Here is a 15,327-nt window from a genome sequence, read left to right on the forward strand (position 1 = left end):
TTTAAACTTATGCTGATCAAGTGTGACATCACATAGCAAATTCGCTATGAACATACTTTTTGTTAATTTTTCTGGAAAATATGTTCTATGGGGCAATGTCTTCGGGTCGTACTACTGTAGTTACACATCTGCGTATTTCTGTGTCCTCTGGGCAGTTTGGATTGCTTACTGCAACACAAATTTCATAAGTTTGCGGATTATTAAAATTAAACGAGACTTTGTTTGTGGTAACATCAGGAACAATTCTATTATCTAAACTCCAAGTATAAACAATTTCGCTTTGATCTAGTGCACTGTAGTCCGCCTCATAATTATACCTTCCTTCTTCACTATTTGATATTGTAGGTAATATAAATACTAGGGTTTGGCAGGTTATAGGTGCCAAATTTTCATCTATGCCTATTCTTATACATTTAGTAGGAAAATTATTGCCTTGGTTACTATTACAGTCCAAACCTATTTCTCTGGCGGAAAGACATAGGAAATAAATGCCAGGATTGTCAAATTGAAACGAAACTTTTTTGAATATCTCACCTATAGGTTCACCGCCAACGGTCCAGACATATGAGGTGTTATCTTCATCTTCAGGTTCAAATAATGCTTCAAAATTTAGCAAGCCAGGAACATCTGTGGTTGTAATAAGGAAGTCAATATCTTTCAAGCAATTTTCATTCACCTCACTTTCAAAATTGGCAACTACACAAACTTCCCTTTCAATAAGGCAATCTTCAAAAAAGGCTTTGGCGCAAACGTCATATCTCAATTCGCCAAATCTTGATCTGTTATTCAAATCAGTAAAATCAAATTGTAAAAATGGTCTTGATTCGCCGTCAATTACTTCGCCATTTACTGTCCAAATCGTTTCAGTAGGTATTTTATCATTTTCTGTTTCAATCAAAAAGTTTAAAATTTCAAAAGCATCACCAAAATCGACAACTTCTATTTCAAATTCAGGACATACGCTGTTTTCGATGGCTGTTTGGCAATCATTTAAAAGGGTAAGATGCTCAAATTCACTATTAATTGTAGTGCCAAAATTTGTATTTACAGGATAGCTAATTACAGGGAATTCCAAGGTAGGATTGGAAGCAAAGGAAGCTAAAGTTTCACTGTCAGTTATGGTAACCTTTTGATCGGAATTTGTTTCAGAAATAACCTCTACAGGGTATTCAAATTGTACACAATCAGTTTCTGTAAATGTACGGGTAGTAAATGATGGAATTTCGCAAGTGCTTAATAATTCTTCAAAGTCTTTTCTGTTTTCAACAGTTAATAAGGTGCCATCTAACAGTACAACATTAAAAGGAAATACCACAGAATTGGCAAAAAATTTACTATTTTGAAGATTAAAAAAATCATTCATACCTTGTTTGGCAGAAAAATTAATTCTATTATTTTTATTGCTTGCTACTGAAAAGGGGTATATAAATTCAAAACATTTAGAAGGGTTGTTGTCATTTACTTGATAATAATCAAAAACGGATAAAACAAAGGAAGTTTTTTCAGGGTTGGAAATATCTTTATCAAAGGCATCTTCCTCGGTAACACAACTAGTGACCAAGCAATAAAATAAAACAAATATGCTGCGTAAGTATTTCAATTTTTGTTGCAAGATATTAAACATTATTACCACTCACAAGTGTGCAAAATAGTAACCTCGATTATGTGCAAATACACTTTTGCGACTATTATTAAACGAATAACTATAGTTTTACCCTACCCCCCTTGAGTAAAAAAATAGTATAAAATCATAATTTTGGATATTATTTTCTTTTAATTGAACTCATATTAAATGGTTTGATGAGTAATATTATTACAAAACCTAATACTATTAATTACATTGTGGTTTTGCTGTTTCGGAAATTAAATACATGTCATTATTATAATTCTATTTATGGGGCTAAATCCTCGGGAGTAACAGTCAAACTCTCGCAATCAAACAGAAAAAAGCTAGTCGCTGGACAGTTAATGTCATTTATATTTAAGCATATGGTGTAATCCCTAGCCTCAGTGAAAGTAAATGAAAATGTGTCGGATGGATCATCAATACTTACACCATCCGGTAAATTGTCAACATTCCAAGTGTACCTTACTGATTCAATATCTACAGAAGTATAAATTGCAGTAAATACATAATTCCCTGGAATTGACTCGTTTTTGTCAATAAGTAATTCTACATTAGGGCTACAAGCTTCAATAATATCATCAACAACGGAAGTAGTACATATTTGTAAAGAATTTTCGCAATTTAAGGGGGTTATTTCGGCACAAATTTCATAAATACCATTTCTAACTATCCTGTAATTTAAAAATAAATCATTTTGATTTTCAATAATCATGTTGTTTACACTCCATTGAATATCTTCAAAAGTAATGTTTCCTAAATTTTCCAATGTAAATGTATAGGAAGTTGTAGTTGAGTTATTGGTTAATAAGTTTATATTTTCGGTAGAACATTCATTTTCATTTGGATTTGTTGGATCTGTGTTATTTTCGCAAATGTTTAAAAGTGCTAAATGTTCAAATTCATTATTAATTATTAAGCCGCTGTTGGTTGTTATAGGGTAATTGATAAAAGCATTTGTAATATCAATATTTGGAAGTAATGTTAGGAATTCATCAATACTATTTATTATTGTTGTTGTGTTATTACTTTCATTAAGTAGAATAGGATATCGATAGTTGATACAAGTGTTTTCTAACAATACTCGTGCTATAAATGGCGATAAGGTACATTCCGACAAAAGCGATGAAAGTTCACTATTGTTATTGATAATTATTGTTTCATTATTTTCATTTAATGTAACCTTAAAAGGAAATAGTACTGCATTTATAAAAAAATTATTATCAAATAAAGGTAAGGCTTCTTGTATCGCTTCGTTATTTAGGTAAGTTATATTATTTTCATTATTACTTGAAAATTGAATGGGATAATTAAGCTCAAAACATCTTGCTGGGTTGTTAGCAATATAGTCCAACATTAAAACAACCTGATTAGAGTTGGTTGATTTTTTTATTTCATTTTCAAACACATCTTTTTCTTTAATACAGGAGTGGAGTATTAGAATAAAAATAAAAAAGAAATAATAACTTTTTTTCAAAATTTGAGTCTATGATTAATAGTAAATTTTTTTTGAGATAAACTAAGTGTTATAATTATACTTATATCGCTAAACGCTGTGTTGTAAGAATTCGTATTTATTTACAGGGAAATTAATCAAAAATAACAACTCAAATGTTATAATTTTCTTTTTTGTAATATTTGTTATTGTTTGGTTATTGGTTTAAAAATAAAAAATTACTTTTGGGTAAAAAAGTTAATGAAAGATTCAGATAACAGCTCATTATGCAATGATAAGAGGTATGAATCTTTTTTTAAAGAGCAAGCCAAGGCTTTGTATAGTTTTTTATTAGTTAAATTTGGAGATTCTGATTTATCCAAGGATTTAGTGCAAGAAGCTTTTATAAAACTTTGGGAAAACTGTAATAAAGTTGGTGGTTCAACTGCTAAATCATATTTGTACAAAATTGCTGTTAACTTAGGCATAAGTTCAAAAAGACATGATCAGGTTAAGTATAAATACCAAAATATAATTGCCAGTCAGCCTGCACATATTGAAAATGAAACTCCTCAATTTTTGATGGAGGAGGTTGAATTTAAAGAGAAAATAAAAAAAGCTATTTCATTATTACCTGACAGACAACGAGAAGTTTTTCTATTAAGTAGAATAGAAAAAAAAACGTACAAAGAGATTGCAGTGCTTTTAGATATATCGGTAAAAGCTGTTGAAAAATTAATGCATAAGGCTTTATTAAAAATTAGAGCAGTAACTGATGGGGTTAAATAGGTATTAAAAAAAAGGCTCAATTGTTTTTATTTGTTGTTTTTGTTAAAAGAAACAAAATTTTTGATAAAAGGGGTAGGGTAAATTAACCTCAAAGCGTTTAAATTATGTAGAGTTAAGAAATTATGGGAAATAATAATTTGAATGATGTTTATTTAGCGAAATGGTTGTCGGGTGAATTAACGCCTGATCAACTTGAGGAATTTAAACAGCATCCACATTATAATCAATATGTTAAAATAAATGATGCTGCATTAAATATGTCGCTCACCGATTATGATGTTGATCATGCTTATTTAAATTTAAAAACTAAAATTAACAACGGGAAGCACACATCTAACACTAAAGTTATTTCATTATACAAATGGGTAGGCGCTGTTGCAGCATGTATGCTTATTTGTGTTGGAGTCTATGTGTTTAGTTTTTCTAGTAATATTTATGAAAGTAATTTAGCTGAAAAACGTAATGTAGTGTTGCCAGATGGATCAACAGTAATGCTTAATTCGAAAGCAGTAGCTGAAGTTAATACATTTAATTGGAAAACAAGCAGATTAGTTGAGCTTGAAGGAGAAGCTTTTTTTAAAGTAAAAAAAGGGAATAAATTTAGTGTAGAAACCGCTGTTGGAACAGTACAGGTATTAGGTACACAATTCACTGTAAATACCATTAATAATAATCTATTGGTAGTCAAGTGTTTTGAGGGTAAGGTGCAAGTTAAAACACCTATTAAAGAAGTTATTTTGACTAAGGGTATGGCTTTTCAAGTTTTTGAGAATACTATTACTGAATGGAATTTTGAACAAAGTCAACCAAGCTGGATAGCTACTGATAACGAATCAAGGTTTAATAGCATGCCTATTGGTCATGTTTTAACTTCTTTAAAAAGACAGTTTGATATTAAAATTTCAAATGCAGAAAATATTAACAAAAATTTAATTTTTTCAGGTAGTTTTTCAAATAAAAATATGGAAAAAGCGTTGTATACAGTATTTAGTACCTTAGGCGTAAAATATGAATTTGTTTCTGACAAAGAAATTCGTATTTTACATCCAATTGAATAAATAATTAATGCAACAAATTAAGTTTGGACTTTTGTGCATATGCACATATTTTTTTTGTGTGATAAATGCTGTGGCTCAAAATAATTATGCAAAGCAAATCTTACTTAAAGATTATATCCAAACTTTAGAAACCGAATTTGATATAAAATTCAGTTATTTAGATTTTTATGTATCTAAAAAAATAGAAAAACCTTCTGATCAACTCACTGAGCTAAATGAATTAATTAGCTTTTTAGAAAAACAAACAAGTCTTCGTTTTGATTTTGTTGATGCTAAAAATATTGTAATAAGACCTTATGCTAACAATGATTTGGTTAAAATTTGTGGATTTACTAAGGTTGATAACAAATTAAACTCTAATGTAAAAATACAATCAGTATTTAGTTTAAAAGAAATAGCGAGCAGCATAAGCGGTTATTTTGAAATAGAGGTTCCATATGGAAGTTCGCTTATTTTTAGTTTAAATAATGTTATTCTTGATAAAATAGCGGTTGAACAGCTTGTAAAAAAGGATTGTCCTGAGATACTGTTAAGCGTGTATCATTTAGAGTTGGAAGAGGTTAATTTGTTACAATACCTAACTAAAGGAGTTGACAAAATTGGTCAAAAATCTGTTTTTAAGCCAAAAGAATTTTCGGTACTGGCTGGTTTGACAGAGCCAGATGTAATGCAAAGTTTACAACATATACCTGGTGTGCAAAATCCGTTTGAAACATCATCTAAATTATATGTACGTGGCGGAACTCCTGATCAAAATTTAGTTTTATGGAATGGCATAAAAAGCTACAACCAAGGCCATTTTTTCGGTTTAATATCTTCGTTTAATCCATATCTGATTAAAGAGGTTGATTTTTATAACAAAGGTGTAAATGCTCAATTTGGTGACCGTGTTGCGGGTGTGGTTAATTTAAAATCATCACAACAGGTTGTTGATAAATTTGAAGGTGGCTTTGGGGCTAATTTAATTCATGCGGATGCCTTTACTAGAATCCCGATAATTAAGGACAGACTTTCAATAGAGGTAGCTGGCCGCCGTTCTTACAATGACCTTTGGGAATCGCTAACTTTTATGCAAATGGCAGAACGCGTTTTTCAGAATACAAAAATTAATAAAACATCCTCTAGTACTGATAGTAACTTTTATTTTGTAGATTATAGCTTCAGTATTCAGGGTAAATTATCAGATAAAGATGAAATTCAATTAAATACTATTTATGCTAAGAATGAATTAAGTTTTGATAATAATGTAGTGACAAGTACTTTTTCCGATGATTTAATAACAGAAAATGAAGGGTATAGTTTGCTGTGGCAGCGTAAATATAGTGCTAACTTTTCTCAAAACACACGTTTAAATTTATCGAATTACATATTAGATTATTCTTTTAGTAGAAACGAAAGCCAAGATGCATCTTTGAATGAAAAAGATATCAAACAGAACTACATTAATGATATAGGAGCACAAACTTTTGGTGAGCTAAAATTAGGCAAACGTTCAAGTTTGCAATTTGGGTATGAATACTCAAAAACAAACATCAGATTTGCATTAGAAAGTAGAAACCCTAATATTTCAATAATTTTAGATGAAGAAAAAAACGAATTAGATTCTCATAGTATCTTTTCTCAGTACGAATTAAAAGGGAGTGATAATTTATTGGTGCAGTTAGGAATAAGAGGAAATTCATATTCCGTATCTGATAAATTATTTGTAGAACCTCGAATTTATTTTCAAATTCCTGTGTTGTCAAATGTGCATATAAACACTTCATTTTCGCTACGTAGTCAGGCAATTACGCAAATTCAAGAATCAGTTATTAGTAGTTTGTCTCTTGAAAATCAATTATGGCAGATAACCGACAACGATTTAGATGTTTTAAATACCAGGCAAGTATCCATAGGTGCAACCTACAAAACCAATGATTGGTTTATTGAATTGGATAGTTACATGAAACGTACTAATAACATAACTTCCTTAGCTACAGGCTTGCTTGCGCCAGGTACTCAAGCGCTAGATGCTGGTTTAAGCAGTATCGAAGGGGTAGAATTATTTGTAAAAAAGAAGTTTAAAGACTATGCCACTTGGGCAAGTTACAGTTATACCCAACAAAAAAATAAATTTGAAGAAATCAATAATAATCAATTTTTTACAAGTAATTTAAATATTGATCATACTTTTAAATGGTTGCATTTTTATAAGTTTAAAAATTTTCAATTTTCGTTAAGTTGGTTATGGCATACAGGTAAAACAACCACGGATTCTCATTCAGTTTCATTAATAGCTAATGGTGGTGAAGCAAGAAATTTAAATGAACAAAACTTACCTATTTATCATAAATTAGACGTCTCAGGTTTGTATAATTTCAAATTTTCTAAAAAGTTGAAATGTCAATTAGGGGTATCTGTTTTAAATGCGTACAATAGAAAAAGCATTATTAATAGAGAATTTAGACCCGCTCCCGGAATATCAAAAGATTTTTTTACCTTAGATTTTGAAGCATTGGGAATAACACCAAATGTTAGTATGCGATTCTTTTGGTAAACAAGCAATGCTGCTATACCCTTGCATTTAATTTTTTTATAGACAGGATCATTATAAGTTTAAGGTCCATTGTAAATAAAAATCAATGGAGCTTTTGCGGTAAAAAACTATCAGGGTCAACAAAAAGCTAGAATGGTATTTTTTGAGTCTTATCAAAAATTAATTTATCTATATCAGTAAAAAAATTTAGAAAAAAATATTTAATTAGTATCTTTAATTAACTACTAAATAATAAATGGAATTTCCAAAGTTTTTGTTAGGCGATAATACAGATTATCCGAATGCAATTTTCGTAATTCATACTGAATTTCCGCGATGTATCATTAATTTAGTTGATGATGAAGTGGAGTGGTTGGAAGAATTTGATAAGAATGATGAAGAAGAGTTATTGCAAGAATCCCAAATTATAGTTGAAGCAGCAAGTAATTTTTACGATCGAGAAATTGAAAGATATAATAAGTAATCAAATTATTTAAAATGAAAACATTGTATACAACATCAGCAACAACAGCTGGCGGTAGAGCGGGTAAAGCAACAGTTAATAATGACGGATTGTCATTGGATTTAAGTGTTCCAAAGGAATTAGGAGGCGAAGGAGGAAACGGCGCCAACCCCGAGCAATTATTCGCTATGGGATATTCATCATGCTATGGTAGTGCCTTACAACACGTAGCGGCACAAAAAAAAGTTGATTTAGGAGATTTTACAGTTACTGCTGAAGTTTCGCTAGGGAAAAATGATGAAGGAGATTTTCAATTAGCAGTAATTTTAGATACATATATACCTGGCGTGTCTTTAGAAGAGGGAGAGGAGTTAATCAATGAAGCGCATGAAGTATGTCCTTACTCCAGAGCCACCGAAGATAATATTGACGTAACTTTAAATTTGCTAATAGACGAGTAATACCGCTGCTGATTTTAAATGGGCAATTTAATGTCGGAAACGGCATAATTTGAGTTATTTAAAACATTTAAAATTTAAAAAACGCCTGAATCTGAGGATTCTGGCGTTTTTTATACCTAATAATAATAGCTATTGATTTGAAGAAATTTTTATTTTTATGCAACAATCATTAAATTGTATCGTATTAAAAGTATATACTAGCTACTGTGGATAATAAAAAATTAATAGCACGCTGCCGCAAGAAGGATCGTAAGGCTCAAATGGAGCTTTATAATAAGTATTCGCGTGGAATGTACTTTGTGGCCTATCGTTTTTTTAAAGACTCTTTTTTGGCAGAAGAAGCCATGCAGGAATCATTTATAAAAGCTTTTTCAAAATTAGATCAATTTACAGGTGATGTCACCTTTGGTGCCTGGCTAAAGCGCATAGTAATTAATAAAAGCATTGACATGCTAAAGGCGCGAAAGTTAGAAACCACTGCTCTTAATGAGCAAATTATAGGTACTCCTGATGAATTTGAAAATTGGGAAGTAGAAGCTTCAACTACTGCTGATGAAGTTAAAAAAGCTATTGAAAGCTTACCAGAAAAATATAGATACCCAGTGCATTTATTTTTATTGGAAGGTTATGACCATAACGAAATTTCTGAAATTTTAAATATAACGGCAGTATCATCAAGGACTTTGGTGCATAGAGGTAAAAAACGCTTACAAGAGCAATTAAAGCACTTGAAACATGGGACAGGATATTAGAGAATTATTGCAAAATGACAAATTTAGAAGTCAAAGTTCATCTGCTATTAATAAAGGTCATGAACTTCGGTTTTTAGACAAACTTGATGCAGCCTTTCCTGAAGCAACTGTACCAAATAATGATGTTGTTTCATTAAAGAAAAATAATAAGTGGTATATGTCAATTGCTGCGTCAGTTGTTGTCACTTTAGGTTTAGGAACTTATGTGCTTACGGGTTTAAAAACAAACACAAAAGTGCAACAGTCTAACGATTTAAGCGTATATAATATGAGTGTTGCTAATGATATGGTTTTACCAACATTGGCTGATGTATCACCAGAATTTAAAAAAGTTGAAGATTATTATTTAACATCAATTAATATTGAATTAGCACAATTAAAAGTTAATGATGATAATAAAAGCATTGTTGATAGCTTTATGGAGCATCTAAGTCAATTGGATGAAGAATATAAAACACTACAAAAAGAATTAAGACAAGACGGCACCAATTCCCAAACGCTCGAAGCTTTAATTCAAAATTTACAAATGCGATTAGAGTTATTACAGCAATTAAAGGAAAAACTTGAAAACCTACATGAATACACCAACCCAACATACAAAAATCTTCAAGCTTAATAAAGTAGTAGTTGCGGTTGTTTTCCTATTTAGTGCACAAATCTTTTTAGCACAAAACTTAGTTTCCAAAATAAAAAAAGAATTTGCTGCCCAACGTGTAGCAATTATAGAGCTTAACGCATTGTATACTGATGTTGTTTTTAAAAAGCTGGGATAAAAATCATGTATTTGTAAATGCCTATGTAAATGGGCAACAAAAAGATGATGAAATTTTAAAGGAGCAAATTGAATTGTGGGAGGTTAAAATTAACGAAAATGATTCATTGTTAATTATAAATTCCGATGCCTCTCGTCGACCAAAAAGGACTATTTCTACAACTGCCTATAATATTTCTGGTGATGTATCTGAACAAAATTTAGCACAATTAATGAAAGTTTTGGTAGCTCCTGTACTTGAAAATGTTCAAAATAATCCTATTCCCGAATCGCTAAAAAATAGTTTAGCGCAATTGAAATTTAATTTTGATGCATACAATAAACTAGGGGATACGTATTTGAAAATATGGGAACATAATTTAGTAAAAAATTTAGATCCCAAATCGGCTATCGAGGTGCGCAAATGGTCAAAAGATGCTACCTCTAAATTACATCAGGTAAATCATTCGAATGCACAGCATAATAACTATCGTTCAGGCATAAATTCAACTAATGCAGAACAATCTAATTTTATACAATTTTCACAACAAACCGTGAGTACAACTTCTGAAGTGGTAGTAAATTCAAAAAAAGTACTTGAAATTTTTGTACCGCTTAACGCGAAGTTAAGATTCAAAACACGCTACGGAAACGTGAGTGTTATTAATGAATTGACCAATGCAAAAGCAGAAATGAAATACACGCCTTTTAGTGCTGAAAAAGTTTCGGGTGTAGATACAGATTTAGCGGTTTCCTTTGCTCCAGTGTCTGTAAATAAATGGGAAGCTGGAAATTTATCCCTGAGTTATGTAAAAAAAACAGCATTAAATCAGGTCGAAAATATTAATTTGTATGCAAAGTCAAGTCGTGTACAAATTGAATCATTAAGTGGGAAAGGTACCATTGAAAGTTTGTTTGGAATAGTAAATATTTTAAAATTGAATGAAAGATTTTCTAAATTTTCTTTGATATCAAAAAACAGTGATATTGGTATTACTTTACCAAAATCAGCGTACAACTTTGCTTACACCGGAAATAGAAGCCGCATAGAGTTTCCTAATAACACTTTAAACCTAACGTCTTTAGGTGATAACTATAGCCAAATGCTAAATGGTTATTCACAGTCGCGTAGTACTGACAAAGAAATTCAAATGAATGTAGCCAATAGCCAGATTTTCTTGAGGTAATAATTTGTTTTACACACAAATGAAAACTTATAGTTGCAAACCCTTTTAGTTCAATACAATTAAACAACGCTCATTAGTTGTAGTAGCGTTTACATTTATCATAGTATTCTTATCTAAACAAAAAATCCTTTATCTTTCCAATTGTACTGTAATGCTGGAATCTTCCAGTAGAATACGTAAAACTCATGTAAATGAATTGATTTATACATCGCCGGCTATTTGCAATATGTCGAATATAAAGTAGTAGTTAGGTTGCTTAAGTGTTGGGTGCAAATAAACTGGTGCTACTAGTAAACTACTTTAAATAAAAATTTTGATTTTTCTGTTATACCAGTTTTAATTTAAATTACTAAAATAAAAATCAGGTAGTTTTTGTTTAGAGAAGAAAGGTGTAATAAATACATTCCAAACTACAATGTTGTTTTGTTTTGAAGTGCCAAGCAAAAAAATCGTTTGACACGGAAAATTAAGCGTTAGAAACGATTTCTCTTAAATTTCAGTAACGGTTATATTATATAAGTACAGAAAGCGATTTGAAAAGTAAGTGACTTAACGTTTGAAGCGGAATTGGTGCGATGATATCATACCAAAGGGTAAGTATTGTAATGATTATATAAAAAAACAAGACCGCTCTTATGGCTTGGCGGTCTTGTTAAATAGTCTAAAAAGAAACTTAAACTAAATGTGATATAAGCTGTTATTTTTTAACAACTTTTACAATTTTTAATTTATTAGTATCACTTTGTAGGCTTAATAAGTAAATCCCTTGGCTGTATCCAGAAAGGTCTATTGAAGCAGAACCTTCTTCATTCGGTGTGTTTACAGTGTCAAGTAACGTACCGTTTAAATCATACACATTAATAGCTGTTAATTCGGATAATCTTTCAGAATTTACAGTTACTTTATCCACAGTTGGATTAGGGTAGATTTCAACGTTGATGTCAAAATCTTGTGTACCAATTTTAGCACCATTTCGTTCAGTATAGTTAAGCGCTAATTTAGGTCCTTTGTTTCCATTTTCTTTGGAAGCAAAGGCTACATCATTACCACTCGTTTGTTTGATAATTAATGTTACAAAATTTTGCTTATTTATACCGTTTAATTTAATGTTGACTTTATTGCCTATAGCAAATTTGCCTGAGGTGCTTCCTAGTTTCTTTAAAGTAGTAGGTTCATTACTTGAATTCAAATTTTGTTCCGTCCATCCTTTATCAGATCCTTGGTAAATATCAATAGTACCATTACCAGCGTCACCATCAACAGTAAGTTCAAGGGTAGCATTGTTAATAGTAGCTACGTTTCTTAAATCAAATTTAATGTATGTGGTACGTGTCCCGTTTTCTGTTCTTAGTACGGTGGTATTGTGATGTTTTGTACCCTGCATAAATGCATCTTGGTTGGCATTAAACTTTGCAGATTTTACAACAGCCTTAGCGACATCCAAAATTAGTTTCGGAGCAGTTGCATTTCCACTTTCTTTAGAAGCGAAAGCAAAATCATTACCGTTAGTTTGTTCAATTAGTAACGCAATTTTGCCCTTATTTATGTCTGCTGCGGTTAAAGGAATATTTACAACATTACCAATAGTAAATGTTCTTGAAACTTGACCTAGTTCTTTTCCTTTTCTAGGCGCATTACTAGTAGATAAATTTGTTTCAGTCCAGTTGGTAGAAGCACCTTTATAAACTTTAATTGTACCGTTTCCGCCATCGCCATTTACTGTAAATTCTAAATTGGCTTTATTAACAGTTCCAGAAACTTTAGACAAATCAAATAATAAGTAAGCAGTACGTTTTCCGCCTTCGATACGTACTATGTTGATGTTGAAATTTCTACTCCCATCTAAATAGGCATCGTGTATTGGACTGTATGCTCCAATTGCATCAGGTGTTGTTTGTGCAGGAGTAGGGTTTGGTCTAACTACAGGAGGATTTACAGGAGTAGGAGCTACAACTGGTGGTGTCACAGGAGCTACTGTAGCAGTACATATAAAGTCCAGTCCAGTCCAGCGTCCTCTGGAAAAAGCAGTTCCTCCATTTTCAGGAATTTTTCCATTTGTGTGAGAACTAAATTCTACTCTAATTTTATCTCCTTTTTTCACGCTTACATTGTTAAATGTAGTCCCGGCAGGTGAGTAATCCGTATTAGTTTCTGGATTTGTGTAAGTACCAACTTGTTTTCCGTTTATTTTTAAACGGTAGGTACTTTCGCCATCCAATTCTGCAAGGGTGTTTAATTTAATATTGTAAGTACCAGTATTTCCTGAAAAATTAGCTTCTGCAGCAGCAAACTTATCCTTGTGTTGAGCTGCATTAATAGCAATAGCTCTTCTTTGGTTGTCCTTATATGCTGGAGAAAAACCATTAATTCTTAAGTTATTAAAATTACTTAATGCCACTAATGTGGTGTTGCTACATGCTCCATTTACAGGATTTTGTGGTGCTGGGGCAGGAGTGGTTGGGTTAGTTGGTGCAGGATTTGAGTTACAATTTTGAGCAACTGCTGCAACACCTTGACCTGATGGTTTTTTGTATTCTTTTGATAATACAAATTTATCGATTTCAAAACCATCTTCTCTCATTGAAAATGAAACAGTATGCAAACCAGCGTTAGGTACATTTAAGAAAATTTTACGTGCCTCGCCACAATGGTTAGCTCCAGTACGTTGCTTGCTTTCCCAAGTCCATTGGTTTTTACCAGCACACCATTGCATTCTAGCTCCTGAAGCAGGCCATTTTCCATCCAGCCCAACGTGTATTCCATTGTCTTCGCTTCCTGTAGAAAAAGCACGTACCCAAACAAAATACTTACCTGCGGATTTAAAGTTTACACGGTAACTAACAATGGCAGCCTGCCCTGGAGTATTTGAAAAACTAACACCATTAACTAAAGGATCAGCATGCCTAACCCTTGTGTCAGGTAATAGTTCAAGGTATTTGCCATTACTAGCTGTATCAGCATGGTTTCCATCAGGATCAGGTTTAGGAGTATTATTTGTGTTTTTGTCTAAAACAAACCATTCTCTTTTGTCAACTTTTGTTTGTTCAAAATAGTCCTCGGCTTCAACGGCAATAACACCATTAGTTTCTTCAAATATTTTTTCTTTACAGTTGTTTCCATCATTAGGGTTAGTCACCGGCTGAGTTGGTTGAGGGGCAGGTGGTGGTGTTGGAGCTGCAATAGGGTTTTGGTTAGATCCAGTAGTATTAGTTACGTATCTACTCCAAAATTTAGAGATATTATCAGCTTTGTTTCCGATGTTAAATATCCACCAATTTTCAGTACAATCAGAAAAATCTACACCATCATTTTTCATCCAAGACCAATCGTATGGTACTCCATTTGGGTATTCACGATCAACAATACGATCAGCTTCGCGCCACAAAGCTTTGGCTTTGCCGTTAGCTGAATTTTTTGCTTGTGTAATCCATTTACTTTCTCTTGCACGATATCTAGGAGTTTGGTATGGACCGTGGTCTCCCCAACTCTCATTAAAATCAGCATTTCCGTCATCAATGTAAAAATAATTGGTTCTATTTCTCACATAATTAAGATCTGAACTAGTTGTTTGATCTTGATTCCACTTACTATGCTGTACTACAATTACATTTCTTTTTACGGTATTAGCACCTACAGTTGGTATAATTCGGGCTACCCAATCCGCAGTAATATCAGATTGACCAGCTTCTTGAACCCATACCTTTCCTCCATTGTTGAGTATAGGAAGTACTTTGTTTACAATTTTAGTTACTGAAGCGTTCCAGTTAGCGTCCGCATCAGTCCAATTATTGGGTCCAAAAACAAGATTAAATAATTGGTCAGAGTCAATAAATTTTCCTCCTTGTTTGCCTATAGCTCCAGCAACACCGTAGGCATTAACTCCGTTAAAGTCATTATGCGCTAACATAGATCCAAGCGCAGCTTGTGCATGAATGTCATCTGGATCAGGCTTACTGTCAAACTGGGCAATTAAAACGTCCTTGCTTTTGTTGAAAGTAGGACGTTGAGCTTTGATTGCCGAGCAGCAAATCGTGGCGCAAAGTAGGCTTGAAAATAATTTCAATTTTTTTTTCATGATAGGTGAATTGATTAAGTATTTTTTTAATTAGCTGTAATTATAACTACAATTTTAGGGTATTTATTTAGCCCATACAACTGTCAAAAAAAGCTGAACCGTACTACTTATTTTTATAGTGTCTTTTGTAAGAATTTAATCTTTCTTATAATGTTTTTTAAAGAATGGATCGGGAGTATTTGATACAAAAAAGAAAGAAAAATATTACACAAATTAA

11 protein-coding genes are annotated in these 15,327 nt (G+C 32.1%); 8 read left to right on the top strand and 3 right to left on the bottom strand.

Annotated features, from left to right (window positions below; translation table 11 throughout):
• Positions 1-85: 85 nt before the first annotated feature.
• Entirely contained in the window at positions 86-1,600 is a 1,515-nt protein-coding gene (locus tag GMC_RS0117530; protein WP_010523366.1) for a hypothetical protein, read from the bottom strand.
• A 292-nt stretch (positions 1,601-1,892) separates the two neighbouring features.
• Positions 1,893-3,101 carry a hypothetical protein gene (locus tag GMC_RS0117535; RefSeq protein WP_138940676.1) on the bottom strand — a complete coding sequence of 403 codons (1,209 nt, stop codon included), beginning with the start codon at positions 3,099-3,101 and terminating at the stop codon, positions 1,893-1,895.
• Between the two features lie 219 nt (positions 3,102-3,320).
• On the opposite strand from GMC_RS0117535, the gene GMC_RS0117540 reads away from it, so the two are divergent.
• From GMC_RS0117540 to GMC_RS0117580, 8 genes are all read left to right on the top strand, one after another.
• Entirely contained in the window at positions 3,321-3,848 is a 528-nt protein-coding gene (locus GMC_RS0117540; RefSeq protein ID WP_010523368.1) for an RNA polymerase sigma factor, read from the top strand.
• 122 nt (positions 3,849-3,970) lie between these two features.
• The gene (locus tag GMC_RS0117545) at positions 3,971-4,906 is read left to right on the top strand and encodes a FecR family protein (protein ID WP_010523369.1); all 936 of its coding nucleotides are present in this window, start codon (positions 3,971-3,973) and stop codon (positions 4,904-4,906) included.
• Positions 4,907-4,976: 70 nt separating this feature from the next.
• On the top strand, positions 4,977-7,442 hold the full coding sequence (locus GMC_RS0117550) for a TonB-dependent receptor plug domain-containing protein (RefSeq protein ID WP_238528037.1): 2,466 nt from the start codon (positions 4,977-4,979) through the stop codon (positions 7,440-7,442).
• Positions 7,443-7,677: 235 nt separating this feature from the next.
• Positions 7,678-7,905 carry a DUF8828 family protein gene (locus tag GMC_RS0117555; protein ID WP_010523371.1) on the top strand — a complete coding sequence of 76 codons (228 nt, stop codon included), beginning with the start codon at positions 7,678-7,680 and terminating at the stop codon, positions 7,903-7,905.
• Positions 7,906-7,919: 14 nt separating this feature from the next.
• A complete protein-coding gene (locus GMC_RS0117560) occupies positions 7,920-8,345 on the top strand; it encodes an organic hydroperoxide resistance protein (protein WP_010523372.1) in 426 nt (141 codons plus the stop codon).
• A 260-nt stretch (positions 8,346-8,605) separates the two neighbouring features.
• On the top strand, positions 8,606-9,097 hold the full coding sequence (locus tag GMC_RS0117565) for an RNA polymerase sigma factor (RefSeq protein ID WP_050813332.1): 492 nt from the start codon (positions 8,606-8,608) through the stop codon (positions 9,095-9,097).
• Entirely contained in the window at positions 9,081-9,713 is a 633-nt protein-coding gene (locus GMC_RS0117570) for a hypothetical protein (protein WP_010523374.1), read from the top strand. Before GMC_RS0117565 ends, GMC_RS0117570 begins: the two co-directional genes overlap by 17 nt.
• A gap of 131 nt (positions 9,714-9,844) precedes the next feature.
• On the top strand, positions 9,845-11,035 hold the full coding sequence (locus GMC_RS0117580) for a hypothetical protein (protein WP_010523376.1): 1,191 nt from the start codon (positions 9,845-9,847) through the stop codon (positions 11,033-11,035).
• Between the two features lie 697 nt (positions 11,036-11,732).
• On the opposite strand, the gene GMC_RS20990 is transcribed toward GMC_RS0117580, so the two are convergent.
• A complete protein-coding gene (locus tag GMC_RS20990; RefSeq protein ID WP_010523377.1) occupies positions 11,733-15,110 on the bottom strand; it encodes a CBM96 family carbohydrate-binding protein in 3,378 nt (1,125 codons plus the stop codon).
• Between the last annotated feature and the right edge of the window lie 217 nt (positions 15,111-15,327).

Origin of the sequence: Aquimarina agarivorans (assembly GCF_000218485.1) — a bacterium.
Lineage (GTDB): Bacteria > Bacteroidota > Bacteroidia > Flavobacteriales > Flavobacteriaceae > Aquimarina > Aquimarina agarivorans.